17 protein-coding genes and 1 riboswitch are annotated in these 25297 nt (G+C 72.5%); of the genes, 8 read left to right on the top strand and 9 right to left on the bottom strand.

What is annotated here, in order from left to right; all coding sequences use genetic code 11:
* Positions 1-141: 141 nt before the first annotated feature.
* On the top strand, positions 142-1527 hold the full coding sequence (locus LZG04_RS31370) for a rhamnulokinase family protein (protein ID WP_233823738.1): 1386 nt from the start codon (positions 142-144) through the stop codon (positions 1525-1527).
* Between the two features lie 85 nt (positions 1528-1612).
* Here the strand turns inward: LZG04_RS31370 and LZG04_RS31365 are convergent, their stop codons facing one another.
* Entirely contained in the window at positions 1613-2332 is a 720-nt protein-coding gene (locus LZG04_RS31365) for a FadR/GntR family transcriptional regulator (protein ID WP_233823736.1), read from the bottom strand.
* Between the two features lie 40 nt (positions 2333-2372).
* Here LZG04_RS31365 and LZG04_RS31360 point away from each other — a divergent pair, with 40 nt between their 5' ends.
* The 4 genes from LZG04_RS31360 to metH all read left to right on the top strand — a co-directional run bounded on the left by LZG04_RS31360 (position 2373) and on the right by metH (position 8986).
* Positions 2373-3101, top strand: coding sequence for a (Fe-S)-binding protein (locus tag LZG04_RS31360; RefSeq protein ID WP_233823734.1), 729 nt, complete (start codon positions 2373-2375; stop codon positions 3099-3101).
* Positions 3098-4498 (top strand): lactate utilization protein B, encoded by a 1401-nt coding sequence (locus tag LZG04_RS31355; protein WP_233823732.1) that lies wholly within the window; start codon positions 3098-3100, stop codon positions 4496-4498. The genes LZG04_RS31360 and LZG04_RS31355 overlap by 4 nt, the downstream gene beginning before the upstream one ends.
* The gene (locus LZG04_RS31350) at positions 4495-5226 is read left to right on the top strand and encodes an LUD domain-containing protein (RefSeq protein WP_233823730.1); all 732 of its coding nucleotides are present in this window, start codon (positions 4495-4497) and stop codon (positions 5224-5226) included. The genes LZG04_RS31355 and LZG04_RS31350 overlap by 4 nt, the downstream gene beginning before the upstream one ends.
* A gap of 80 nt (positions 5227-5306) precedes the next feature.
* Positions 5307-5387, top strand: a riboswitch (S-adenosyl-L-homocysteine riboswitch).
* An 11-nt stretch (positions 5388-5398) separates the two neighbouring features.
* Positions 5399-8986 carry a methionine synthase gene (gene metH / locus LZG04_RS31345; RefSeq protein ID WP_233823728.1) on the top strand — a complete coding sequence of 1196 codons (3588 nt, stop codon included), beginning with the start codon at positions 5399-5401 and terminating at the stop codon, positions 8984-8986.
* 391 nt (positions 8987-9377) lie between these two features.
* Here metH and LZG04_RS31340 read toward each other — a convergent pair whose 3' ends face one another.
* The 5 genes from LZG04_RS31340 to LZG04_RS31320 all read right to left on the bottom strand — a co-directional run bounded on the left by LZG04_RS31340 (position 9378) and on the right by LZG04_RS31320 (position 15115).
* Complete coding sequence (locus LZG04_RS31340) at positions 9378-12467, bottom strand: efflux RND transporter permease subunit (RefSeq protein ID WP_233823726.1); 3090 nt, start codon at positions 12465-12467, stop codon at positions 9378-9380.
* A gap of 198 nt (positions 12468-12665) precedes the next feature.
* Positions 12666-13082 carry a hypothetical protein gene (locus tag LZG04_RS31335; protein ID WP_233823724.1) on the bottom strand — a complete coding sequence of 139 codons (417 nt, stop codon included), beginning with the start codon at positions 13080-13082 and terminating at the stop codon, positions 12666-12668.
* The gene (locus LZG04_RS31330) at positions 13075-13458 is read right to left on the bottom strand and encodes a hypothetical protein (RefSeq protein WP_233823722.1); all 384 of its coding nucleotides are present in this window, start codon (positions 13456-13458) and stop codon (positions 13075-13077) included. The genes LZG04_RS31335 and LZG04_RS31330 overlap by 8 nt, the downstream gene beginning before the upstream one ends.
* Before the next feature lie 46 nt (positions 13459-13504).
* A complete protein-coding gene (locus LZG04_RS31325) occupies positions 13505-13951 on the bottom strand; it encodes a GNAT family N-acetyltransferase (protein WP_233823766.1) in 447 nt (148 codons plus the stop codon).
* A 54-nt stretch (positions 13952-14005) separates the two neighbouring features.
* The gene (locus LZG04_RS31320) at positions 14006-15115 is read right to left on the bottom strand and encodes an amidohydrolase family protein (protein ID WP_233823720.1); all 1110 of its coding nucleotides are present in this window, start codon (positions 15113-15115) and stop codon (positions 14006-14008) included.
* Between the two features lie 139 nt (positions 15116-15254).
* Here LZG04_RS31320 and sigJ point away from each other — a divergent pair, with 139 nt between their 5' ends.
* Positions 15255-16094 (top strand): RNA polymerase sigma factor SigJ, encoded by an 840-nt coding sequence (gene sigJ / locus LZG04_RS31315; protein WP_233823718.1) that lies wholly within the window; start codon positions 15255-15257, stop codon positions 16092-16094.
* On the opposite strand, the gene LZG04_RS31310 is transcribed toward sigJ, so the two are convergent.
* On the bottom strand, positions 16078-18609 hold the full coding sequence (locus tag LZG04_RS31310) for a hypothetical protein (protein WP_233823716.1): 2532 nt from the start codon (positions 18607-18609) through the stop codon (positions 16078-16080). The genes sigJ and LZG04_RS31310 overlap by 17 nt on opposite strands.
* 824 nt (positions 18610-19433) lie before the next feature.
* Between LZG04_RS31310 and LZG04_RS31305 the strand changes: the two genes are divergently transcribed.
* Positions 19434-20849, top strand: a complete 1416-nt coding sequence (locus LZG04_RS31305) for an aminopeptidase P family protein (RefSeq protein ID WP_233823714.1) — start codon at positions 19434-19436, stop codon at positions 20847-20849.
* A gap of 156 nt (positions 20850-21005) precedes the next feature.
* Here LZG04_RS31305 and LZG04_RS31300 read toward each other — a convergent pair whose 3' ends face one another.
* A complete protein-coding gene (locus LZG04_RS31300) occupies positions 21006-22271 on the bottom strand; it encodes a hemolysin family protein (protein WP_233823712.1) in 1266 nt (421 codons plus the stop codon).
* 112 nt (positions 22272-22383) lie between these two features.
* Between LZG04_RS31300 and LZG04_RS31295 the strand changes: the two genes are divergently transcribed.
* On the top strand, positions 22384-23280 hold the full coding sequence (locus LZG04_RS31295) for a hypothetical protein (protein WP_233823710.1): 897 nt from the start codon (positions 22384-22386) through the stop codon (positions 23278-23280).
* A gap of 9 nt (positions 23281-23289) precedes the next feature.
* Here the strand turns inward: LZG04_RS31295 and LZG04_RS31290 are convergent, their stop codons facing one another.
* The gene (locus LZG04_RS31290) at positions 23290-25227 is read right to left on the bottom strand and encodes an MDR family MFS transporter (protein ID WP_233823764.1); all 1938 of its coding nucleotides are present in this window, start codon (positions 25225-25227) and stop codon (positions 23290-23292) included.
* Positions 25228-25297 lie beyond the last annotated feature (70 nt).

Here is a 25297-nt window from a genome sequence, read left to right as displayed (position 1 = left end):
TACCTGGACTTCGCCCGGGTGAACGGCGCGCCCCGGGGGGGGGGCGACCCGGGGGTTCGCCCACCACCGTCCTTGACAGGGCCGGGCACGAGGCGCTTGACTGCGGAGGTTTGAAACGATTCAAGCCCGCGGGAGTCGCCCATGTCGTCCGTCGCCAAGGTTTTCGGAGCCGTGGACATCGGCGCGTCGGGCGGCCGGGTCGTGGCCGGGGTGGTCGCCGCCGGCCGCGTCACGCTGCACGTGGTGCACCGGTTCCCCAACGGGGTGGTGGAGCGCGACGGCCACCTGCGGTGGGACTTCACCGGGTTGTACCGGGAGGTGCTGACGGGTCTGCGCGCCCTGGCCTCCGGTTTCCCCGAGGTGGTGTCGATCGGCATCGACACCTGGGCCGTGGACTACGGGCTGCTCGACGAGGACGGCGTGCTGCTCGCCGAGCCCGTGGCGTACCGGGACGGGCGGACCGCCGAGGCGGTGCGGCGCGTGCACGCGCGCGTGCCACCCGAAGCCCTGTACGAGGTCAACGGCTTGCAGTTCCTGCCGTTCACCACCCTCTACCAGCTGGAGGCCGAGCGGTCGTCGCCGCTGTGGGACAAGGCCGCGCACGTCGTGCTGCTGCCGGACCTGCTGGCGTACTGGCTGACCGGGGAGCTGCGGACGGAGCTCACGAACGCCTCCACCACGGGGCTGCTGGACGTGCGGACGCGGACGTGGGCGGCGGACCTGGCCGCGGACGTGCCGTTCCCGCCGTTGCAGGAGCCGGGCGAGGTGCGCGGGCTGTTGCGGCCCGAGGTGGTGGCGGCGACCGGTCTGCCGAGCACCACGCCGGTCACGTCGGTGGGTTCGCACGACACCGCGTCGGCGGTCGTGGCGCTGCCGGCCGAGGGGTCGCGCTTCGCCTACGTGTCCAGCGGGACGTGGTCGTTGGTGGGCGTGGAGCTGCCCGGTCCGGTGCTGAGCGCGCGGGCGCGCGAGCTGAACTTCACCAACGAGGGCGGCGTGGACGGCCGGACCCGGTTCCTGCGCAACGTGGGCGGCCTGTGGTTGCTCCAGGAGTCGTTGCGCGAGTGGGGGGACGCGGACCTGCCGACCCTGCTGGCCGAGGCGGAGGCGCTGCCCCCGGGCGGCCCGACGGTCGACGTGGACGACCCGGCGTTCATCCCGCCGGGCGACATGCCGAACCGGATCGCCGCCGCGGCCACCGGTCCCCTGCGCACGCCGGCCGAGACGGTGCGCTGCGTGCTGGACTCCCTGGCCGTCGCCTACGCCCGCACCGTCGACCAGGCCGTGGCGCTGACGGGCCGGGACGTGGACGTGATCCACGTCGTGGGCGGCGGCTCGCGCAACGACCTGCTGTGCCGCCTGACCGCCACCCTGTCCGGCCGCCGGGTGACCGCGGGCCCGACCGAGGCGACGGCCCTGGGCAACGTCCTCGTCCAGGCCCGGGCCCACGGCGCGGCGCCCGCCACCCTGGAAGCCATCCGCGCCGACCTGGCCACCACCGAGCACATCCGCCACCACACCCCTTGACCCCGCGAGAGTCCTACGTCCGCGTCGCGCGTGTCCTACGTTCAGAACGCGCGTGTCCTACGTTCAGGACCCCCGAGTTCAACACTCAGGCGTGGCGGACCCACTCGCGGTGGAAGCCCTCGACGTGGCGGGTGACCCTGGTGGCGGCCAGGTCGCCGTCACCCGCCCGCACGGCGCGCAGGATGGACCGGTGCTCGCGCCGCAGCCGCACGGCGGTGCGCGACCAGTCCGGCAGGGCCTGCACGGCGTCCAGCACGGTGCGGTGGATCGCGTCGCGCAGCGCCGCCATGATCGCCGTGTTCACCGCGTTGCCCGCGGCGGCGGTGAGGGCGACGTGGAAGTCGGCGTCGAGCTGGTGGAACGCGTCCGCGTCGAGGTCGGGCGCTTCCATGCGGGCCAGCAGCTCGGCGGCGCGGGCCAGGTCGGGGTGGTCGGGACGGGCCGCGGCCGCGCGCACCGAGTGGCTCTCGATCATCACCCGCGTGCCGACCAGGTCGGCCATCGGCAGCCGGCGCGTGGCCAGGTGCAGCCGCAGCGCCGCGCCGAGCCCGCCCGCCGGGTCGGCGATGACGGTGGTGCCCGCGTCCGGCCCGGAGCCGACGCCGCTGCGCACCACGCCCATCGCCTGCAACACGCGGATCGCCTCGCGCACGGTGGCCCGGCTGACGCCCAGCTCCTCGGCCAGCCTGCGCTCGGCGGGCAGTTGCTGCCCCACGCCGAGCCTGCCCGCGCTCAGCTCCGCCTCGACGTGCCGCAGCACCGCGCCGTACCCGGACAACGACCGCACCTCCTGTGGTCCGACCACAGCCTGGTGTGGTCAGACCACAGAGTCTAGACTCCCGGTGGTGAGAGTCGCGCTGTTCGTCACGTGCCTGGTAGACGGCCTGTTCCCGGACGTCGGCAAGGCGACCGTCCGGCTGCTGGAACGGCTCGGCCACGAGGTGGTCGTCCCGCCCGCCCAGACCTGCTGCGGCCAGATGCACATCAACACCGGCTACCCCGGCCAGGCGCTGCCGGTGATCCGCAACCACGTCGAGGCGTTCGAGGGCGCCGACGTGATCGTCGCGCCGTCCGGGTCGTGCGCCGGGTCGGTGCGCCACCAGCACGCCGACGTCGCCCGCGCGCACGGTGACGCGAAGCTGGCCGAGGCCGCCGCGGACACCGCCAAGCGCACGTACGAGCTGTCGGAGTTCCTGGTGGACGTCCTGGGTGTCACGGACGTGGGCGCGTACTTCCCGCACCGGGTCACCTACCACCCCACGTGCCACTCGTTGCGCGTGCTGAAGGTGGCCGACCGGCCGTTGCGGCTGTTGCGCGCGGTCGAGGGCATCGACCTGGTCGAGCTGCCGGCCGCGGAGACTTGCTGCGGGTTCGGCGGCACGTTCGCGCTGAAGAACTCCGACACCTCCACCGCCATGCTCGGCGACAAGATGAGCGCGGTGCTGAGCACGAAGGCCGGTGTGCTCACGGCGGGCGACTCGTCGTGCCTGATGCACATCGGCGGCGGCCTGAGCAGGCTGCGCAGCGGCGTCCGGCCGCTGCACCTGGCGCAGATCCTGGAGCACACGCGATGACGACGTTCCTCGGCATGCCCGCGGGCGGCGGTAACCTGACCGGCGAGCCGTTCCCGAAGGCCGCGCGCGAGGCCCTGGGCAACGCCCAGCTGCGCCGCAACCTGGCCAAGGCCACCGGCACGATCCGGGCCAAGCGCGCGAACGTCGTCGGCGAGCTGCCCGACTGGGCGCAGCTGCGCGCGGCGGGCGCGGCGATCAAGGACGAGGTGCTGGCGAACCTGGACGAGCACCTGGTGCGGTTCGAGGAGGCGTTGACCAGCCGCGGCACGCACGTGCACTGGGCGCGTGACGCCGGCGAGGCCAACCGGATCGTCGCCGACCTGGTGCGGGCCACGGGGACGCGCGAGGTCATCAAGGTCAAGTCGATGGCCACGGTCGAGATCGGGCTGAACGAGGCGTTGGCCGGGATCGGCGTGCACGCGGTGGAGACCGACCTGGCCGAGCTGATCGTGCAGCTGGGCAAGGACAAGTCGAGCCACATCCTGGTGCCCGCGATCCACCGCAACCGGTCGGAGATCCGGGACGTCTTCCGCCGCGAGATGCCGGGCGTGGACCCGGACCTGACCGACGACCCGCGGGCGTTGGCCGAGGCGGCGCGCCGGCACCTGCGGCACAAGTTCATGACGGTGGACGTCGCCATCTCGGGCGCGAACTTCGGCGTGGCCGAGACGGGGTCCCTGGTCGTGGTCGAGTCCGAGGGCAACGGCCGGATGTGCCTCACGCTGCCGCGCACGCTGATCAGCGTGGTGGGCATCGAGAAGCTGGTGCCGCGGTGGCAGGACCTGGAGGTGTTCCTGCAACTGCTGCCGCGGTCGTCGACCGGTGAGCGGATGAACCCGTACACGTCGGTGTGGACGGGGCCGACCGAGGGCCAGACCAGCCACGTGGTGCTGGTGGACAACGGCCGCACGGCCACGCTCGCCGACCCGGACGGGCGGGCGGCGTTGCGCTGCATCCGCTGCTCGGCGTGCCTGAACTCGTGCCCGGTGTACGAGCGCACCGGCGGGCACGCGTACGGCTCGACGTACCCCGGCCCGATCGGCGCGGTGCTGTCGCCGCAGCTCACCGGGGTGGACCGCAACCCGACGCTGCCGTTCGCGTCGTCGTTGTGCGGTGTCTGCTACGACGTGTGCCCGGTGGCGATCGACATCCCGGCGATGCTGGTGCACCTGCGGGGGCGGGTCGCGTCGGCGAAGGGGACGACGCCCGAGTCGACGGCGATGCGGGCGCTGGCGTGGGCGATGGCGGACGCGCGGCGGTGGCGACGGCTGGTGCGGCTGGGCAGGTTCGGCCGGTTGGCGAGCCGGCACGTGCCGCTGCCGGGCTGGTCGACGGCCCGTGACCTGCCGCAACCGCCGAAGGAGACGTTCCGCGACTGGTGGGAGTCCTCGCGATGAGCGCACGTGACGAGGTCCTGGCGAGGGTGCGGCGGGCGAAGGGCCCGCGCGAGGTGGCCCCCGTGCCGCGCGAGTACCGGGCGGCGGGCACGCGGGGGCCCGGTGACCTGGAGCTGTTCGCCGAACGCCTGCGCGACTACCGGGCCCGGGTGCGGGTGGTGGCGGTCGACGAGGTGGCCGACGCCGTCGCCGCGGCCCTGCGCGACCGGGGCGCGCGGCACGTCGTGACGGCTTCCGGCGTGCCGCCCGAGTGGACCGCGACGTGGGCCGCAGCGGGGACCGTGCCGCCGTCCGCGCCGCCGTCCGCGCCGCCCTCCGCCGAGCAGGCGGGATCGGGCGAACCGGTGGAATTGTCGGACCCCGTCAGTAGAATCGAATCAAGGGTTCCCCTTGGCGGGGACGCTCGCGAAGCGCTTCGCGAAATCGTGGCGGCGGCCGACGCGGTGGTCACGGCCTGTCACGTGGCGGTGGCGGAGACCGGGACGATCGTGCTCGACCACGACGCCGCCGACCAGGGCCCCCGGGCGCTGACCCTCGTGCCGGACTACCACCTGGTCGTCGTGCGGGCCGAGCAGGTGGTGGCGGGCGTGCCGGACGCGGTCGCGGCGCTGGACGGGGTCCGCACCCAGACGTGGATCAGCGGGCCGTCCGCGACCAGCGACATCGAGCTGGAACGGGTCGAAGGCGTGCACGGGCCGCGCACGCTGGAGGTCGTCATCGTCCGCTGAACGCGACGCGAAACTGTGATCGGCTTCTCACCCTTTGGGCGGATCCGCCCACGATCGCGTGATTCGCTAGGATCGGACTCCCGACCGAGAGGCGCTGCAACGGGCGATGAGCCCGCCACGCTCGGTCGAGGCATCGTGATCCGCAAGGGCGCCTCCCATCGAGGGAGGCTGCGTGTCGGAAAACGCCCTGCGAGAGCTGCTGGACCAGCGCGTCGCGGTGCTCGACGGCGCCTGGGGCACGATGCTCCAAGCCGCCGGTCTCACCCCGGCCGACTACCGCGGCGACCTGCTCGGCGACCACACGCACGACGTCACCGGCGACCCGGACCTGCTCAACCTCACCAGGCCGGACCTGATCCTCGACGTCCACCGCAAGTACCTGGCCGCGGGCGCGGACATCACCACCACCAACACGTTCACCGCGACGTCCATCGCGCAGGCCGACTACGGCCTGGAGAAGCTGGTGCGCGAGATGAACGTGCGCGGCGCGCAGCTCGCCCGCCAGGCCGCCGACGAGGCGGGCGGCCGGTTCGTGGCGGGCTCCGTCGGACCGCTCAACGTCACCCTGTCGCTGTCGCCGCGGGTGGAGGACCCGGCGTACCGGACGGTGTCGTTCGACCGGGTCAAGGACGCCTACGCGGAGCAGATCGGCGCGCTCGCCGAGGGCGGCGTCGACCTGCTGCTCATCGAGACGATCTTCGACACGCTCAACGCCAAGGCCGCCGTCGCCGCGGCCCGCGAGGTCGCGCCGCACCTGCCGCTGTGGATCTCGGTCACGATCGTGGACCTGAGCGGCCGGACGCTGTCCGGGCAGACGGTCGAGGCGTTCTGGAACTCCATCGCGCACGCCGACCCGCTGGTGGTGGGCGTGAACTGCTCGCTGGGCGCGGCCGAGATGCGACCGCACGTCACCGAGCTGGCCCGGATCGCGGGCACCTACACCGCGAGCCACCCCAACGCGGGCCTGCCCAACGCGTTCGGCGGCTACGACCAGACCCCCGAGGAGACCGCGGCGCTGCTGCGCGGGTTCGCCGAGGAGGGCGTGGTCAACATCGTCGGCGGCTGCTGCGGCACGACCCCCGACCACATCGAGCTGATCGCCTCGGCGGTCAAGGACATGCGGCCCCGCTCGGTCGCGCGGGTGCCCGACCGGACCCGGTTCAGCGGCCTGGAGCCGTTCGAGATCGGTGCCGACACCGGGTTCGTGATGATCGGCGAGCGCACCAACGTGACCGGGTCGGCGAAGTTCCGCCGGCTGATCGAAAGCGACAACTACCAGGCGGCGGTGGACGTCGCGCTGGAGCAGGTGCGCGGCGGCGCGAACCTGCTGGACGTGAACATGGACGCCGACCTGCTCGACAGCGAGCGGGCGATGACCACGTTCCTGAACCTGATCGCCACCGAGCCGGAGATCGCCCGCGTCCCGATCATGATCGACAGCTCGCGGTGGAGCGTGCTGGAAGCCGGGCTGAAGTGCGTGCAGGGCAAGGGCGTGGTCAACTCGATCAGCCTCAAGGAGGGCGAGGAGCAGTTCCTGGCCCAGGCCCGCCGCATCCGCGACTTCGGCGCGGGCGTGGTGGTGATGGCGTTCGACGAGCAGGGCCAGGCCGACACCACCGAGCGCAAGGTCGAGATCTGCGGTCGCGCGTACGACCTGTTGACGCAGAAGGCCGACTTCCCGGCCGAGGACATCATCTTCGACCCGAACGTGCTGGCCGTCGCGACCGGCATCGCCGAGCACAACGGGTACGCCAAGGCGTTCCTGGACGCGATCCCGCTGATCAAGCAGCGCTGCCCGGGCGTGCGGATCAGCGGTGGCATCTCGAACCTGTCGTTCTCGTTCCGCGGCAACGACACCGTGCGCGAGGCGATGCACTCGGCGTTCCTGTACCACGGCGTGCGGCTGGGCCTGGACATGGGCATCGTGAACGCCGGTCAGCTCGCGGTCTACGAGAACATCCCGGCCGAGCTGCTGGAGCTGGTCGAGGACGTGCTGTTCGACCGCAGGCCGGACGCGACGGACCGGCTGGTGTCGTTCGCCGAGACGGTGGCCAGTTCGGGCACCAAGCGGGTGGTCGACCTGGCGTGGCGCGAGGGCCCGGTGGCCAAGCGGCTGGAGCACGCGCTGGTGCACGGCATCGTCGACTTCATCATCGAGGACACCGAAGAGGCACGGCTGGAGGCGGCACGTCCGCTGGACGTGATCGAGGGCCCGCTGATGGACGGCATGAAGGTCGTCGGCGACCTGTTCGGCGCGGGCAAGATGTTCCTGCCGCAGGTGGTGAAGAGCGCGCGGGTGATGAAGCGCGCGGTGGTGCACCTGGAGCCGTACATGGACGCGGAGAAGGAAGCCTCCGGCTCCACCCGCGGCAACGGCAAGGTCGTGCTGGCCACGGTGAAGGGCGACGTGCACGACATCGGCAAGAACATCGTCGGCGTGGTGCTGGGCTGCAACAACTACGACGTGGTCGACCTGGGCGTGATGGTGCCCGCGGCGAAGATCCTCGACACCGCGATCGCCGAGGGCGCGGACGCGATCGGGCTGTCCGGCCTGATCACGCCGTCGCTGGACGAGATGGTGTCGGTGGCGGCGGAGATGCAGCGGCGCGGGATGAAGCTGCCGCTGCTGATCGGTGGCGCGACGACGTCGAGGCAGCACACGGCGGTGCGGATCGCGCCCGCGTACGACCAGACCACCGTGCACGTGCTGGACGCGTCACGGGTGGCGGGCGTCGTCTCGTCGCTGCTGGACCCCGACCGCGCCGAGGAGCTGGCCCGCGAGACGCGGATCGAGCAGCAGCGGTTGCGCGAGGAGCACGAGAACCGGCAGAGCACGCCGTTGCTGACCGTCGAGCAGGCGCGGGCCAACGCCGAGGCGGTGTCGTTCGACGAGCTGCCGACGCCCGCGTTCACCGGGCTGAAGGTCGTGGAGCCGTCGCTGGACGAGCTGCGCGGGATGATCGACTGGACGTTCTTCTTCCTGGCGTGGGAGCTCAAGGGCAAGTACCCGAAGATCCTCGACAGCAACCCGGCGGCGCGGGAGCTGTTCGACGACGCGAACGCCATGCTGGACCAGATCATCGCGGACGGATCGTTGCAGGCCAAGGGCGTGTACGGCTTCTGGCCGGCGCACTCGGAGGGTGACGACATCGTCGTGGACGGGCGGCGGTTGCCGATGCTGCGCCAGCAGACGGCCAAGCCGCAGAGCAGGCCGAACCGGTGCCTGGCCGACTACGTCGCGCCCGAGGGCGACCACCTGGGCGGGTTCGCGGTGGCCATCCACGGCGCGGAGGAGCTGGCCGCGCGGTACGAGCGGGAGCAGGACGACTACAAGTCGATCATGGTGAAGGCGTTGGCGGACCGGTTGGCCGAGGCGTTCGCCGAGCACATCCACCTGCGGGCGCGGCGGGACTGGTTCGAGCCCGACGCCGAGCCGGCGTTGGAGGACCTGCACGCCGAGCGGTTCCGCGGCATCCGGCCCGCGTTCGGGTACCCGGCGAGCCCCGACCACAGTGAGAAGCGGGACTTGTTCGAGATGCTGGAGGCGGAGCGGGTGGGGTTGGCGTTGACCGACTCGTTCGCCATGACGCCGGCGGCGGCGGTGAGCGGCGTGATCTTCGCGCACCCGCAGTCGCGGTACTTCACGGTGGGGCGGATCGGGCGGGACCAGGTGGAGGACTACGCCGGGCGGCGTGGCATGCCGGTGGCCGAGGTCGAGCGCTGGCTCCGCCCGAACCTGGCCTACGAACCCGACGCCTGACCTGCGTGTCCTACGTTCAGAACGCGAGAGTCCTACATTCGGGACCCCCGAGTTCAACGTTCAGGTGCGGTGGGGTGTAAGTCCGGGGGGCGGTTGACTGTGCTTACTTCCGGCTCGATTTGACATGGGGCCCGTACGGGCACTCCAGGCAGGCCAAAGCCGGCAGGCCCGGCGGGGAAAAGCGTCCCGCCGGGCCTGCCGGCTTCGACCAGCCTAAAGCACCCGAACCCATGTCAAATCGGGCCTCGGTGGGTTGGTGCCGGGTCCGCTGGGGTGGGTTGTTCCGCTTGCGGGTTTGGGTGGTGGCCCAGTCAGATCGCGACGCCGGTTGACGTGAGGCGCAGGCCGCAGGCCCCGCCGCCGGAGCGGAGGGGCCTGCGGACGGTCGAGCTCAGACGGTGACCGGTTCCCGGGACTCGGCCGGGTGCACGGTCTTGCGCGCCTGGCGGCGTTCCTTGCGGCCCTCGACCATCGAGTACAGCGTCGGCACCAGCACCAGGGTGAGCAGGGTCGAGCTGATCAGGCCGCCGATCACGACGATCGCCAGCGGTTTGCCGATGAACGCGCCCTCGCCGGTGATGCCCAGCGCCATCGGCAGCAGGGCGAAGATCGTGGCGGCCGCCGTCATCAGGATCGGGCGCAGGCGGCGCCGGCCGCCCTCGATCACGGCCTCGCGCACCGGCATCCCGTCCCGCCGGTACTGGTTGACCAGGTCGATCAGGACGATCGCGTTGGTCACCACGATCCCGACGAGCATCAGCATGCCGATCAACGCGGGCAGGCCGAGCGGGGTGCCGGTGAGCAGCAGCAGGCCGATGGCGCCGGTCGCCGCGAACGGGATGGACACCAGCAGGATCAGCGGCTGCACGAGGCTGCGGAACGTCGCCACCATGATCAGGAACACGATCGCGATGGCCGCGAGCATGGCCAGGCCCAGGTCGGCGAACGTCTCGGCCTGGTCGGCGCTGACGCCGCCGATGCTGTGGGTGGCGCCGGCGGGCAGGTCCAGCGCGTCCAGCCGGGACGTCAGGTCGGCCGTCACCGCGCCCAGGTCGGAGCCGGTGGCCTTGGCCGACACGGTGGCGCTGCGCGCGCCGTCGGTGCGGCGCACCTGCACCGGCCCGTCGACCACGGCCACGTCGGCGACCTGGCCGAGCGTGACGCCGCCGGGCAGCGGCAGGGCGCGCAGGGCGGCCACGTCGGTCGGCGCGGACCCCGTGCGCAGCAGGACCTGCTGGGAGGCGCCGTCGATCGGCAGCTGCGCCACCGGCACGCCGCGCAACGCCTGCGCCGCGAACTGGCCGATGGTCTGGCCGCTGAGCCCGCGCGCCGCCGCGGCGGCCTGGTCGACGGTCACCTGCACGCGTGGCGCGCTCACCGACAGGTCGTTGGTGACCTCGCCGACGCCGGGCGTCCCGGACACGGCCTGCCGCACGCGGTCGGCGGCGTCGCGCAACGTCTTCTCGTCGGGCGCGGTGACGAGCACGTCGATGGTGTCGGAGCCGAAGCCGGACGCCGCCGCGCCGAACGCCACCTCGCCCGCGCCGGGCGTGTTCTTCAACCGCTCGGTCAGCCGGTCCTGCAACGCCTCCAGATCGGTGCCCTGGCGGACGGTGGCGCGCACGCTGGTCGCGCCGTCACCGCCGAAGCCGAACGCGGCCAGGCTGTTGTCCGTGCCGACGGTGACCTGGTAGGTCTCGACCTCGTCGGTCTCCGCCAGCACGCCTTCGAGCTTGCGCGCCGCGTCGTCCCGGGCGGCGAGGCTGGTGCCGGGCGGCAGCTTCTGGGTGCCCTGCAACGCCGTGCCGCCCGCGTTGTCGATGAAGTTGGTCTCCAGCGAACCGGCCAGCCCGAGCGTGCCACCGAAGATCAGCACCGCGATCAGCAACGTCGCCCAACGGCGCGTGGTGGCGAACTTGAGCACGGGCACGTAAGCGCGCTGCAACGGGCTGCGCTTCTCCTTCTCCACCGCCGCGTCACGCGCCTTCGCCGCCTCTTCGGGGTCGGTGGGCACGGCCGGGCGCTTGAGGAACCAGTACGCCAGCACGGGCACGATCGTCAGCGACACCAGCAGCGACGCGAGCAGCGCCACGGTGACCGTGATGGAGAACGGGCCGAACAGCTCGCCCGCGATGCCGCCGACGAACGCGATGGGCAGGAACACCGCGACCGTGGTCAACGTGGACGCGGTCACCGCGCCCGCCACCTCGCGCACGCCGTCGAGCACCGCGCGGTGCTTCTCCTCGCCGTAGCCGAGGTGCCGCTTGATGTTCTCCAGCACCACGATCGAGTCGTCCACGACCCGGCCGACGGCGATGGTGAGCGCGCCGAGGGTGAGCAGGTTCAACGACAGGTCGCCGGTGTAGAGGGCGATCAGCGCGACCACCACGGATAGCGGGATGGACACGGCCGTGACCAGCGTGGACCGGACGGACAGCAGGAACAGCAGGATCACGACCACGGCGAACAGCAGGCCGAGCAGACCTTCGGTGGTCAGGCCGCTGATGGCCTTCTCGACCTGCGGGCCCTGGTCGAACGCGACGGTGAGCGTGGAGTCGGTCGCCTGGCCCCACTCGCCGAGCTTGTCGCGGACCTGCCGGGAGATCTCGACGGCGTTGCCGTCGGAGTTCATGGTGACGCTGACGCCCAACGTGGGCTCGCCGTTGGTGCGGGTCAGCACGGACGCCGCCGCGGGCGCGGACTCGACCCGGGCCACGTCGCCGAGCTTGACCGGCCCGGCGGGTGAGGCGAGCAGCAGGCCGCGCAGGTCGTCCACGGTGCCGACGGGACGGCCGACCTGCACGGTCAGCGTCTTGTCGGCGTCGGGGACCGTGCCGGCGGGCATGACCGCGCCCGCGGTGCTCAGGGCGGTGGTCAACGCCTGCGGGTCGACGCGGGCCGCGCCCAGGCGGGCGTAGTCGACGGTGACGGTGACCTGCCGGTCGCGCTCGCCGCTGACCGTGGCCTCCCGCACGCCGGGGATCGCCTCCAGGTCGGGCACGACCTCGGCGCGCAGCCGGGCGGCGGCGGCGATGTCGTCCTCGCCGGAGGTCGCGGCGAGCGCGATCACCGGGATGTCGTCGGTGCTGCCCTGCGCCACGGTGGGCTCGACGCCCTGCGGCAGGCGCGGCTGGAGCCGGTTCACCGCCTGCTGCATCTGGGCCACGGCGGCGTCGATGTCGGTGCCGTAGGTGAACATCACCTGCACGGTCGCGCTGCTCTCGGCGGAGCGGGTGAACACCTGCTCGACGCCGTCGACGCCGCGCACGGCCGACTGGATGGGCTCGGCGACCTGGCTGTCCACCAGGTCCGGGGACGCGCCGGGGAACGGCGCGATGACTACCGCGGCGGGCAGCTCGATGGACGGGAAGAGCTGCTGCTTGATCGAGGGCAGCGTGAACGCGCCGAAACCGATGACGAGCAGGCTGAGCAGCCCGACGAGACTTCGGTTGGCCAGGCTCAGTCGAGCCAGCACGGACATCGTGGGAATCTCCTTGGTGGGCGGACGACGCCCCCGATGATCGGGCGACTGCGCCGTGTGCCGCGGGCGGATGTGCGAACGCTGGCACACGCCACCTGAGAACGGGCTCAGACATGGGGTGATTCCACCTGGCCCGAACATGCCCTGACCTGCGAGAAGTGCCTCAGCGACGAGATCGGGCGCGGCCGGTGATCTTCATCACGACGGCGGTCGGCGCCCGGTGTGGCGCAGCCAGAGCAGGCCGAGCACGGGCAGCACGAGCGGGACGAAGCCGTAGCCGCCGCCGAAGTCCGACCACACCGTGGCGTCCGGGAACGCGTCGGCGAACACCAGGCTCGCCGCGCCCACCACGAGCACCCCGGCCAGCTCGACCCCGCACGCGAGGTAGGCGACCCGCCGGGACACGACGCCGGCCAGCGCGGCGGTCGCCACGACGTAGACGACCGCCGCGAACGCCGACAGCACGTACGCCAGCGGCGCCTGGTCGAACCGGGTGCCGATCTGCACCGCCGACCGGGCCGTGGCGGCGACGGCGAAGATCCCGTACACCGCGATCAGCATCCGGCCGGGGCCGGACCGGGTGGTCTCCTTCAGCTCGTCGCGCCGCTCAGCCATGGGTGGCCCAGATCTGGTCGAGCCGCAGGATCATCACCGGCACGCTCAGGCACGCCACGGCCAGCACCCCGGCTCCCCACCGGGACCGGTCGCCGAGCGCCCAGAACGCGCCGACGGGCAGCACCGCGACCACCGCGACCAGGTAGCCGAAGAACGTGGCCAGGTTCATCTCGCCGCGGTCGACGCCCAGCACGTTCACCGTGGCCACGACCGCCTGCACGAGCAGCCCCACTTCGAGCAGCACGACGACCGCGGCCAGGCCGAGGGTGGGCTTGGTGGCGAGCGTGATGGGCCGGTCGGTGATGACGAGCACCAGCGACCACAGGGCCGCGACGAGCGCCACGACCGTCAACGCGGTCGCGAGGACTTGGATCATCGGATCTTCCCGGTCGAGCGGACGTTGCGCCGCAACCTACCCTCCGTCACGACAGCGCCAGCTTGAAGCCCTCGTGGGAGGCGACGAAGCCGAGCCTGCGGTAGAAGCGGTGGGCGTCGGTCCGGGTCTTGTCGGACGTGAACTGGACGACGGCGCACCCGCGGGCCTCGGCCTCGTCGACCGCCCACCGCAGCAACCGCTCCCCCACGCCCTGCCCGCGTGCCTGGGACGCGACCCGCACGCCCTCCACCTGGGCCCGGGTCGCGCCCCGGCGCGACAGCCCGCGCAACACCGTGAGCTGGAGCGTGCCGACGACCTCGCCGTCCCGTTCGGCCACCGCCAGCACCTCGTGCCCGGCCGCGTCGACCGCCTCGAACGCCCGCAGGTAGGGCGCCAGGTCGTCGGGGGTCTCGCGGGACGCGCCCAGCTGATCGTCGGCGAGCAGGGCGACGATGGCGGGCACGTCCTCGGCGGTGGCACGGCGGATGATCACGGGCACGGTCCTCCCCGGTGGTTGGTCCCCCCACCCCACCACACGCCCGGGTGGCTACGGCCGGGTGGTCCTCACGCCGCGCCGCCACACGTCGGTCACCGCGCCGATCGCGGTGATGTCGGTGGTCGGGTCGCCGTCCACCAGCAGCAGGTCGGCGCGCAACCCCGGCTCGACCCGCCCCCGGTCGGCCAGTCCGAAGTGGACCGCGGGCGCGCTGGTGGCCGCGGCCAGGGCCTCCAGGGGGGTCAGGCCGGCCGCGGTGAGCAGTTCCAGCTCGCGGTGCAGGCCGACGCCGTGCTGCGGCGCCCACGGGTTGGCGTCCGTGCCCGCCACGATCGGCACACCGGCCTCGTGCAGCACCCGTGCCGCGTGCAGGGCGTGCTCGAAGCCGCCGTGCGCCGCGTGGTCGACCGAGGGCGTCCGGCCGGTGATCGACTCGAAGTAGACCAGGGTGCTGACCACGAAGACGCCCCGTTGCGCGACCCAGCCCACCAGGTCGTCGCCCGCGTCGCACCACACGTGCGCCAGGCCGTCGACGCCCGCGTCCACCGCGATCCCGACCTCCTGGGCCGTGATGGCGTGCGCGATGACCTTCAGGCCGTGCCCGTGCGCGGCGTCGACCAGCGCTTCCACCACCTCCGGGGCGAGGGTGGGCAAGGTCGTGCCGTGCACGGCGCCGTCGTCGATCACGACCTTCAGGTAGTCCACCCTCTCCGCCGCGCGTGCGGCGACGAACGCCCGCGCCTGCGCCACGTCGGCCACGGTCTCGAACGGCCGCGCGGCGTCGCCGAACTCGTCGCCCGACGACGCCAAGAGCTGGCTGGGGTGCCCGCCCGGCGCGGTGGCCAGCACGCCCGCGCTGCGCAGGTCGGCCACGTCGTCACGGGACGCGGCCAGCGCGCGCTGCCGGGCGAGGTTGCCCGGCAGGCAGAACATGTCCAGCTCGGTCGTCACCCCCGCCGCCAGCGCCGCGGCCAGGCTCCCGTCGAAGGTGTGGGTGTGCCCGTCGATCAGGCCGGGCAGCAGGGTCCTGCCCCGGCCGTCCACCTCGACGTCGCACCGGCCACCGGGCTCGGCGATCAGCGGGCCGTCGACCAGCACGTCGGCGCGCGGCACGACGCGGTGGCCGTCGAACAGGCGCACGTCGCGGATCAGGGTTCGCATGGTGTTCTCCTCTCCAGCGGATCGAGTCGCCAACCAAGAGGGAGCGCGGCCGGGTGACCGTGACGTGCTGAGGTCCACGTCACACCGCGTCACGATCCGCTGTCCACATCGCTCTGGGATGGGACACGAGGGAGGGACCATGGGCGGCACGGACGCGTTCGTCGAACACCGGGAACTGCTGTTCTCCATCGTCTACGGGATGCTCGGCACGGTCGCCGACACCGAGGACGTGCTCCAGGAGACGTGGCTGTCGTGGGCGCCCGAGCGGGACGTCCGCAACGCGCGCGCCTACCTGGTCCGGATCGCGGTCAACCACGCGTTGCGCCGCCGTGAGCGCGCCGGCCGCGAGACCTACCCGGGCCAGTGGCTGCCCGAACCGCTCGTGGGTGACGCGGCGGACGAGGTGGTGCGCGGCGAGGAGTTCTCCATGGCCGTGCTGGTGGTGCTGGAGACCCTCACCCCGGCCGAACGGGCGGTGTTCGTGCTGCACGAGGTGTTCGGGTACGCGCACCCGGAGATCGCGGCCATCCTCGGCCGCAGCCCGGCCGCGGTCCGCCAGCTCGCGCACCGGGCGCGCGAGCACGTCGAGGCCCGGCGGCCCCGGTACGCGGTGGACCCGCGCACGCGGCGGCAGGTCACCGAGCGGTTCATGGCCGCCGCGCTCGGCGGCGACCTCGAAGGGCTGCTGCGCGTGCTCGCGCCGGACGTGGCGCTGTGGACCGACGGCGGCGGCAAGGGCCCCGCCACCAGCCCGGACCCGGTGCACGGCCGCGAGCGGGTGGCACGGCTGCTGATCGCCGTGGCCGAGGGCGTGCCGGACACGGTGGACGTGCGGTTGCGCCGCGTGCACGGCGACCCGGCGGTGCTGCTGTTCGCCGACGGCGGGCCGTTCGCCGTGCTGGTGCTGGAGCTGCGCGGCGACCTGGTCGCCGGCGTCTACTCCATCACCAACCCGGACAAGCTCACCCGCCTGGGTTGACGCGTCCCCGTGCCAGGGGGTCGCCCGACAACGTGAGGTCGCCGAGCACGACGGTGGTGCGGGGTGCCGTGACAGCGTCCGCGACCCGCGCCACCACCTCGTCGAACACCGGGTCGTCGTAGTAGTAGCTGTGCCCGCGCAACGGCGAGGCGACCATGTCCGGGTCGGGGTCGAGGAACTCCGGGTCGCGCAGCCGCACGTCGTTGCCGCACCGCACGCCCCACAGCTTCGGGCCGGCGGTCAGCCGCTCCTGCACCGTCTCCGGCCACACCTGCACCGGGCCGCCCAGCGGGTCGGTGGCCCGGTGCACGTTCCACCACCGGTCGCCCAGGTCGGCGTGCAGGCGGGCGAGCTCGGCGTGCCCGAGGTAGTGCGGGAACAGCCGCGAGTACGCCCACTGCAACTGCGAGCCGTAGGTGACCAGGCCGACCCGGCGCAGCGCCGCGACCGCGTCCGCCTGCCTGATGTACCGCTCGCCGTCGGCCGGGTCTGGCCGCTCGGCCTCCCGCCGCAACAACGACAGGGCGGCGAAGCACACCACGCTGCCCTGGCTGTGCCCGGACAGCACGACCGCGCCCACGTCGTGGTGCCCGGCCAGCCGGACCGCGCGGGACGTCAGCTCGATGGTGGCGCGGCCGCCGTAGGGCGGCGGGCAGATCGGGTGCGCCAACCGCGGCCAGAAGGCCACCAGGTCCCACACGATCCCGACCACCGTGCGCATCCGCGGGCTCTGCCACGTCCGCACACCCAACAACAACAAGACCACCACGACACCGGACACCACGAGGCTGCCCAGCGCGCCCAGCTCCCGTGCCGGAACCGTCGACAGCCAGTCGGCCAGGCCCGACGGCGGCGCGGCCCGCCAGTCGGGGTGGACGAGCCGGGCCAGCGCGAGACCACCGCCCGCCGCCACCAGCACCCCGCCCGACAACGCGACCGCGCCGAGCAGCCAGTGGTAGCGGTACTTCGCCGACGCCAGCCGCTGGGTCAACGCCACCTTGCCGATCCCGGGCCGGTCCGGTCGTCCCGGGTAGTCGGCCACCACACCGTCGCGGACCGCCACGCCGATCGCGTGCCGCAGGCAGGAAACCACCCCCACCGCGTACAACGCCCCGGCCACGACCACCGCACCCCAGGACGCCCACCCCGGCAGGGACGTCCACCGCAACACCACCGCCACCGCCGCGACCACCGACCCGGCCGCGAACACCAGCGCGCTCGACACCTGCCGCACCATCGCCGCCACCACCGGGGCCACCAGCAGCGGGAACGCGATCGCCAGCACACCCCACAAGCCCGCGCCGACCAGGTAGCCCGTGCCCAGCACCAACCCCGGCCGCCCGGCCCGCGCCACCGGCTCGCCGACCCAGTCCACCACCCGGTACGCCAACCCACCGCTGAACCCGACCGCCAACGTCGTGGCGAGCGCCGCGATCACCACCGCCGCGTACCCGTGCCACAGGGGCCGGAACCGCTTGTCCACCCCCATCAACTCGACCCCGCGCGCCGAGCGCCGCATGCGCACGCACGCCCCCAGCAACACGACCAACAGCACCATCGCCGCCGCCGACAGCACGTTGGTCACCGCCTCGAACCCGGCCAACGGCGTCACCGACCCGTCCGCACCGGTCGGCACCCGCCACAGGAACCACGTCGCCAACCCCGCCGCGACCAGCAAGTACCCCACCGACACCCACTTGAGCGCCCGCGAGTCCACGTCCCGCCGATCCGGCGACACCACCACGCACCCGACCGCCCACGCCAGCACCAGCGCGCCCAGCCCCACCACCGTCCACGACAGCACGTCCGACGGCCGCCCCGGCTGCGCCGTCCGCAACGCCCCCGCGTACAGCACCCCGACCAGCGCGCACGCCGCCGCCACGTGCGCGTCCCGCAACACCGGCGTGCGCGGCGACGTGTGCCAGAACGCGTAGTCGCCCAAGCTGCCCGTCCGCGTCTCCCACACGTGATGGGTGCCCTTCGGCTCGTACAGGAACGTCTGCCGGCCGAACCACCACAACACGGTGATCACCAACCCCGGCGGCACCATCCCGACCAGCAGCAACGCCCCGAACGGCCACCCCTCGAAGAACCCGAGGCGCTCCGCCCGGCACACCGCCGTCCCCGCGCACTGCCGCACCAGCAGCTCCAACGACACGTACGCCGTGGCCGTGACCAACATGCCGGTCAGCACGAGCCCGAGCAGCCGCAACACCGCCTCGGCGAACCGCCCGGCCCCCAACAACGCGTACCGGGCCAGGTTCAGGATCGCGAACGGGATCAACACCAACCACAACGCCCGACTGGCCCCACCCGACGTGAACCGCCCCCAGTGGAACGCCTCCACCACCCGCACCCGCCCACTGCCGACCGCCGTCACCGGCTTCCCGGCCCGCAGGAACCTGGCCACGTCGTCACCCGCCACCGGCGTGGGGAACGGATCCCCGAGCATCGCTTCCGGCGGGGTGCCCGACACCCCGTGCACCCGCAGTTCGACCACGTCCTCGGGACGCATCCACTCACCTGCCGTAGGTCGCCGTAGGTGTTACCTACCGGATCGCCCACGCAGAGGAGCCCGTTTCAGCAAAACCCACCCCGCACACCCCGCGCCTACCCGTCCACTGGCACGCCCTTCCCGCAAAACGAGGGCTTCGTGTCATCCCGCCGACCTGGCTCCGCCCTGCCGCACGTGTCAAGGGGAGCGCGGGTTCAGCTTTGCCCGCGGCCTTCACTGTGGGCCGCGCTCCCCTTGACGCGTGTGGTAGCCCGTAGGGAGGTCGGTGGGATGACACGAAACCCGGCCCCACGACGAAACAGGAACTTCCCGCAGCGGTTGGGGTCATCCTGCTGATCTGCCCGTCCGGCGAGGACTCTTTTTCTTTTGGCTTTTCGTTTCTACCCCAAGCCGCTACTCACTCCCGGCTCGATTTGACATGGGGCCCTTACGGGCACTCCAGGCAGGCCAAAGCCGGCAGGCCCGGCGGGGAAAAGCGTCCCGCCAGACCTGCCGGCTTCGACCAGCCTAAAGCACCCGAACCCATGTCAAATCGGGCCTCTGCGGTGGGGCTCCGGGTCCGTTGCGGTTGGGTTGGACCACTCGGTCGAGTGAATGATGCAACCTTTGACAACCTAAACCGCATTTCTCACGTTAGCCGGATAAAACGGCCGGCCCGGCGGCGGGGAGGCATGGCAGGTGGAGGGATGACAGGTGGAGGGATGGGTGACGGGGGTGATGGGGTGACGGGGTGCGGTCGGGGTTGGTGAGAGCATCGTGGTTGTCGCCTGGTCGCCGATCGCGGTCGGGCGCGCACACGGCCCCGACCCGAAAGGCTGCCCACGGTGACCAAACCTGCCCGCCGCGACCCGAGCAAGCTCGTCGACGCCTCCGGGTTCCGCGAGTTCGTCCAGCACGGCTGGGGCCCGGCCGACCGCGCCGCCCGCGTCGCGCCCGGCGCGGCGCAGGCAGCGGCGGCGCATCGGGATCGGCTCAGTGCCGCGCTGCCCGGCGCGCGCATCGCCGTGGCGGCGGGATGGGCTCCCGTGCGGTCCAACGACACCGACTACGGGTTCCGGCCCGACTCCGACTTCTCCTGGTTGACGGGCTGCGCCGCGGAGGGCGCGGTGCTGGTGATGCAGCCGGTGGCCGGTGGGCACGACGCCGAGCTGTTCCTGCGGCCCCCCGCCGGGCCGGACGAGCCGGACTTCTTCGCCAACGCCCGGGACGGCGAGCTGTGGATCGGGCCGGTGCCCGGGCTGGCCGAGTGGGGCGAGGCGCTGGGCGTGCACTGCCGCCCGCTGCACGAGCTGCCGTCGGCGCTGCGCGGGCGGCTGCCGGCCGTGCACGCGACCTGGGGTGTCGACCCGCTGCTGGACGCGTTGACCGGCGCGGACCACACCGCCCAGCTGCGCACCGTGCTGGCCGAGCTGCGGCGGGTCAAGGATGACTGGGAGGTCGACCAGCTCCAGGCCGCGGTCGACGCGACGATCCTCGGCTTCGCCGACGTGGCGGCCGAGTTGCAGGCCGCCGTCAAGGGCGGTGGCGAGCGGTGGTTGCAGGGGACGTTCGACCGGCGGGCCCGTACCGCCGGCAACGGGCCGGGGTACGCCTCGATCGTGGCCGCCGGGCCGCACGCGCCCGTGCTGCACTGGGTGCGCAACGACGGTCCCGTGCCCGAGGACTCCGTGTTGCTGCTGGACGCGGGCGTGGAGCTGGACACGCTCTACACCGCGGACATCACCCGGACGTTGCCCGTGTCCGGCGCGTACAGCCCGGCGCAGCGGCAGGTGCACGAGCTGATCGAACGGGCGTCGGTGGCGGCGTTGGCGGTGGTGCGGCCGGGTGCGGCGTACCGGGACTTCCACCGGGAGGCGATGCGGGTGCTCGCCGAGGGCTTGCACGACTGGGGCCTGCTGCCCGTGTCGGTGGAGGAGTCGCTGGACCCGGACGGCCAGCACCACCGCCGCTACATCACGTGCGGCGTCGGGCACTTCCTCGGGTTGGACGTGCACGACTGCGCGAACTCGCGGGCCGAGGCCTACCACGAGGGCACGTTGGAGGTCGGCATGACGCTGGCCGTGGAGCCCGGCTTGTACTTCCACCCGAACGACGAGACCGTGCCGCCGGAGCTGCGGGGCATCGGCGTGCGGCTGGAGGAGAACGTCGTGGTGACCGAGGGCGGCAACCGCGTGCTGTCGGCGGCGCTGCCGCGCGACGTGGCGGGCCTGGAGGCGTGGGTCGCGGCGGCAGGCCGGTAGGCGGCAGGGCTGGTAGGTCGGCACAGGTCGGTAGGTCGGCAGGCGGCAGGGCTGGTAGGTCGGCACGCGGCAGGGTTGGCAAGCAGCAGGGTTGGCAGGCGGTGGCGGGCCAGGGCAGAGGCGGGCCGGCCCTGGGCTGTGCGCCTGCGCCACCGGTCAGCGGCGGCGCAGGCGCACCGACGTGATGGCGTGGTGTTCGACTTTCAGCACCTCGGCGGTCCAGCCGGAGATCGTGATCCGGTCGCCGGGGCGTTCGGGGATGCGGCCGAGCACGACCAGCACCAGGCCGGCGATGGTGGCGTAGTCGCCCTCGGGCGCGTCGGGCAGCTCGACGCCGATGTCGGACAGGTCGTGCATCGGGAACGTGCCGGGCAGGACGAGTGAGCCGTCCGCGGCGTTGCGGACGGCCATCACGTCGCGGTCGGTTTCGTCGAGGATCTCGCCGACGATCTCCTCCAGCAGGTCTTCGAGGGTGATGATGCCGTCGACCGCGCCGTGCTCGTCCACGACCAGGCCCATCTGCTCGCGCTCGGCCTTGAACCGGCGCAGCGCGTCGGACACCCGCACCGAGTCGGGGAACACGACCGGTGGCCGGGCGAGGTCGATCAGCTTGGCGCCGTCGTCGAGCAGGTCGCGCAGGTGGACGACGCCGACGACGTCGTCGAGGTGCCCGCCGCGGGCCACGGGTGCGCGGGAGTGGCCGGAGGCGGCGAGTTCGGCGCGGGCGGACGGCACGTCCATCTCGGCGGTCAGCGTGACGACGGACCGGCGTGGCACGAGGACTTCGCGCAGGCGGCGCTCGGTGATCTCCAGCGCCCCGGTCATGATCATGCGTTGTTCGGCGTTGAGGCCGCGTTGGGCGGACACCAGCTCGCGCAGCTCCTCCGCGGACATCTGCTCGGACTCGGCTTCCGGTTTGCCGCCGAACAGCCGGACCACGACGTTCGTGGACGCGCTCAACGCCCACACGGCGGGCCGCGAGGCGGTGGACAGCACGTGCAGCGGCCGTGCCACGAGCAGTGCCCAGCGCAGCGCGTACTGCATCGCGAGCCGCTTGGGCGCGAGCTCGCCGAACACCAGGGTCAGGAACGTCAGCACGATCGTGACCAGCGCGATCGCGACGGCGTCCGCGGCCTCGCCGAGGAACGACAGCGCCGGCACGAGCGGTGCGGCCAGTGACACGGCGGCCGTCGCCGAGGCGAGGAACCCGGCCAGGGTGATGCCGATCTGGATGGTGGCCAGGAACCGGTTGGGGTCGCGTGCGAGGCGCACGAGTGTCTTCGCGGACGGCTTGTCGTCGCGCTCCAGCGCCCGCAGCTGCCCCTCGCGCAGGCTGATCAACGCCATCTCGCTGCCCGCGAACAGCGCGTTCAGCGCCACCAGCACCGCGACAAGCCCGATCGTCCACCCGTACCCGTCCACACCCGACTCCATACCCGAACCGGGGCGTCCCGCAACCGGAGGGTTGGTCATTTCGAGTGGAGCGGCTGCCTTCGAGCGACCGACTGGGCTACAACAGGCGTGGGGAGGTCGCATGGGGTCGGCTGCGGTGCACCGGTCGTTCGTGGTGGTCGACGTGGAGGGTTACGGCGATCCGACGCGCACGACCCACCAGCGGCTCGCCGCGCGCGGGGGCATGTACCAGGTGTTGATGGATGCGTTCGCGGAGTGCGGGCTGCCGTGGGACGGCAAGTCGGTGGACGACGCGGGTGACAGCCTGATCGTGGTGCTGCCGGGTGAGGTGCCGAAGGCGCGGCTGGTCGACCGGTTGCCGACGAGCGTGGCGGCGAAGCTGCGGGAGCACAACGCGGCCCATTCGCACGGTGCGCGGCTGCGGATGCGGATGGCGGTGCACTTCGGGGAGGTCGCGTACGACGTGTTCGGCGGCAAGACCGGCCCGGAGCTGATCTTCGTGTGCCGGATTCTGGACGCGGCCGAGGCGAAGTCGGCGTTGAAGTCGTCGAACGCGACGTTGGTGCTGATCGCGTCGGACCCGTTCTACCAGTCGGTGGTGGTGCACCACCCGGCGGCGCACCCGGACGCGTTCCGCCTGGTGCGGGTGGAGGTGAAGGAGGTGCGGGCGAAGGCGTGGGTCAGGTTGGTGGACGACTACCTGCCGCAGGCGTCGCCCGGTCGTCCTCAGCGTGGGGCGCAGCAGCCGACGGCGTTGCACGCGGGGGTGGAGATCCTGCTCCGCACGCCGGGGTTCGACACCCGTGAGGGGCGTGACCTGGTGCTGCGGGACCTGCCGTTCGCGGGGTCGGTGCCGCGCCTGCCCACCGACCGCGGTGACGTGGTGAGCATCCTGCGGACCTGCGAGAACTACCCGGGCGGGGTGGCGGCGCTGGTCGAGGCGGTCCGGTTCTACGCCGACGGGGCGACCGCGATGGCGGAGCTGGACGGCTGGTTGGCCGCGCGGGAGGGCGAGTAGCGGCGGGGGTCAGACAGCGGCGGCGTGGTGGCCGGTGGTGAGGGCGCGGCCGCTGGTGGTGAGTTCGGTGGCGACGCGTTCGACGGCGTCGGTGAACTCGGTGTCGTCGCAGTGCCAGTCGGTGAGCTTGACCAGCAGCCAGCGCCGCCAGGCGGCGACCAGGTCGGTGAACACCTCGGTGCCCTGGGGCGTGAAGCGGTAGTGGCCGTCGGTTTCGGTGAGGTAACCCCTGGTCTGGAGTTGGCGTGCGACCGGTTCGAAGACGCCGGCCGGGACGGTGGTGGCGGCGGCCAGGCGGTCGAGGGTGGCGTCGCCGTGGTCGACGCTCTGCCGGAACACCTTGACCACGAGCCACGCCTGGGCGTGGGTGAGGGGCACGCCGGATTCGTGCAGCACGTCGGGTGTGGGGTCGCGGCGTTCGCGGCTGACGATGAGGGCGACCAGCTTCTCCAGCTCGTGCTCGGAGTCGGAGGTGTGCGGGGCGGCGAAGTTGTCGCCCACTTCGGTGGCGGCCGCGCGGGCGGTGTCGCGCAGCGGCACTTCCTTGAGGAACAGGGCGACCAGGAACGCGACCGCGGCCACCGGCGCGGCGGAGAGGAACACCAGGTGCAGGGTGTCGGCGTAGGCGGCGATGATCGGGGCTTTGAGCTGGTCGGGCAGGGCGTGCAGGGCTTGCACGTTGGCCGCGGCGGCGGGGTCGACACCCGGTGGGAGGGCGGCGGCGAGGTTGTCGGGGAGGTTGCCCGCGTACACGGTGCCGAAGACGGCGACGCCGAAGGAGCTGCCCAGCGTGCGCAGGAAGCTGACGCCCGACGTGGCCACGCCGAGGTCTTCGTAGCTGCTGGTGCTCTGCACGACGACCATCGCCACGGGCATGCACATGCCGACGCCCAGGCCGAGGACCAGCATGTACGCCGACGCCTGCCAGAACGACGTCTGCGGTTCCAGCCGGGACAGCAACAGCAGCCCGCCGACCATGAGCAGGCTGCCGACCAGCGGGAACGCCCGGTAGCGGCCGGTCTTGCTGATCACGTTGCCGGTGGTGACCGACGCGATGAGCAGGCCGACGACCAGCGGCAGCATCTCCAGGCCGGACTGGGTCGCGGTCGCGCCGTGGACGTACTGGAGGTAGGTGGGCAGGAACGTGACGCCGCCGAGCATGGCGAAGCCGACGACGAAGCTGAGCACCGTGCACACGGTGAACACGCGGCTGCGGAACAGGCGCATGGGCAGCATCGGTTCGGCGGCGCGGGTCTCGACGTAGACGAACAGGGCGAGGGTGACCAGCGAGCCGATCGCCATCCAGATGATGGTCGGTGACGCCCACGGGTACTCGACGCCGCCCCAGCTGGTGACGAGGGTGAGGCCGGTGGCGGCCAGGCCGATGAGAAGGATGCCCAGGTAGTCGATCCTGGGTCGGCCGACGCCGCGGATGCCGGGCAGCGCGGTCGCGCCGACGGCGAGCACCACCACGCCCAGCGGCAGGTTGACGTAGAACGCCCAGCGCCAGCTCAGGTGGTCGACGAACAGGCCGCCGAGCAGCGGTCCGACCACGGTGGCGACGCCGAACACCGCGCCGATGAACCCCTGGTACTTGCCGCGTTCGGACAGGGGCACGACGTCGGCGATGACGGCGGCCGAGGTCACCATGAGGCCGCCCGCGCCGAGGCCCTGCACCGCGCGGGCGAGGATGAGCCAGGTCATGGAGTCGGCCCAGCCGCACAGGAGCGAGCCGACGAGGAACAGCGCGACGCTGGTCAGGAACGCCCGCTTGCGGCCGAACAGGTCGCCGAACTTGCCGATGAGGGCGGTCATGATGGTCTCGGCGAGCAGGTAGGAGGTGACCACCCAGGACAGGTGCCCGCCGCCGCCGAGGTCGCTGACGATGGTCGGCAGCGCGGTCGCCACGATCGTCTGGTCGAGGGCGGCGAGCAGCATGCCGAGCATGATCACGGAGACGACGGCGCGGCGTGCCCCGCGCCCGACCTCGACCCGCTCGACCACGTGGACCTCCCGG

The organism is Saccharothrix sp. S26 (genome assembly GCF_021390395.1).
GTDB lineage: Bacteria > Actinomycetota > Actinomycetes > Mycobacteriales > Pseudonocardiaceae > Actinosynnema.
The sequence above is the reverse complement of the archived record's forward strand: the minus strand, read 5'-3'. Positions and strand labels throughout refer to the sequence as shown.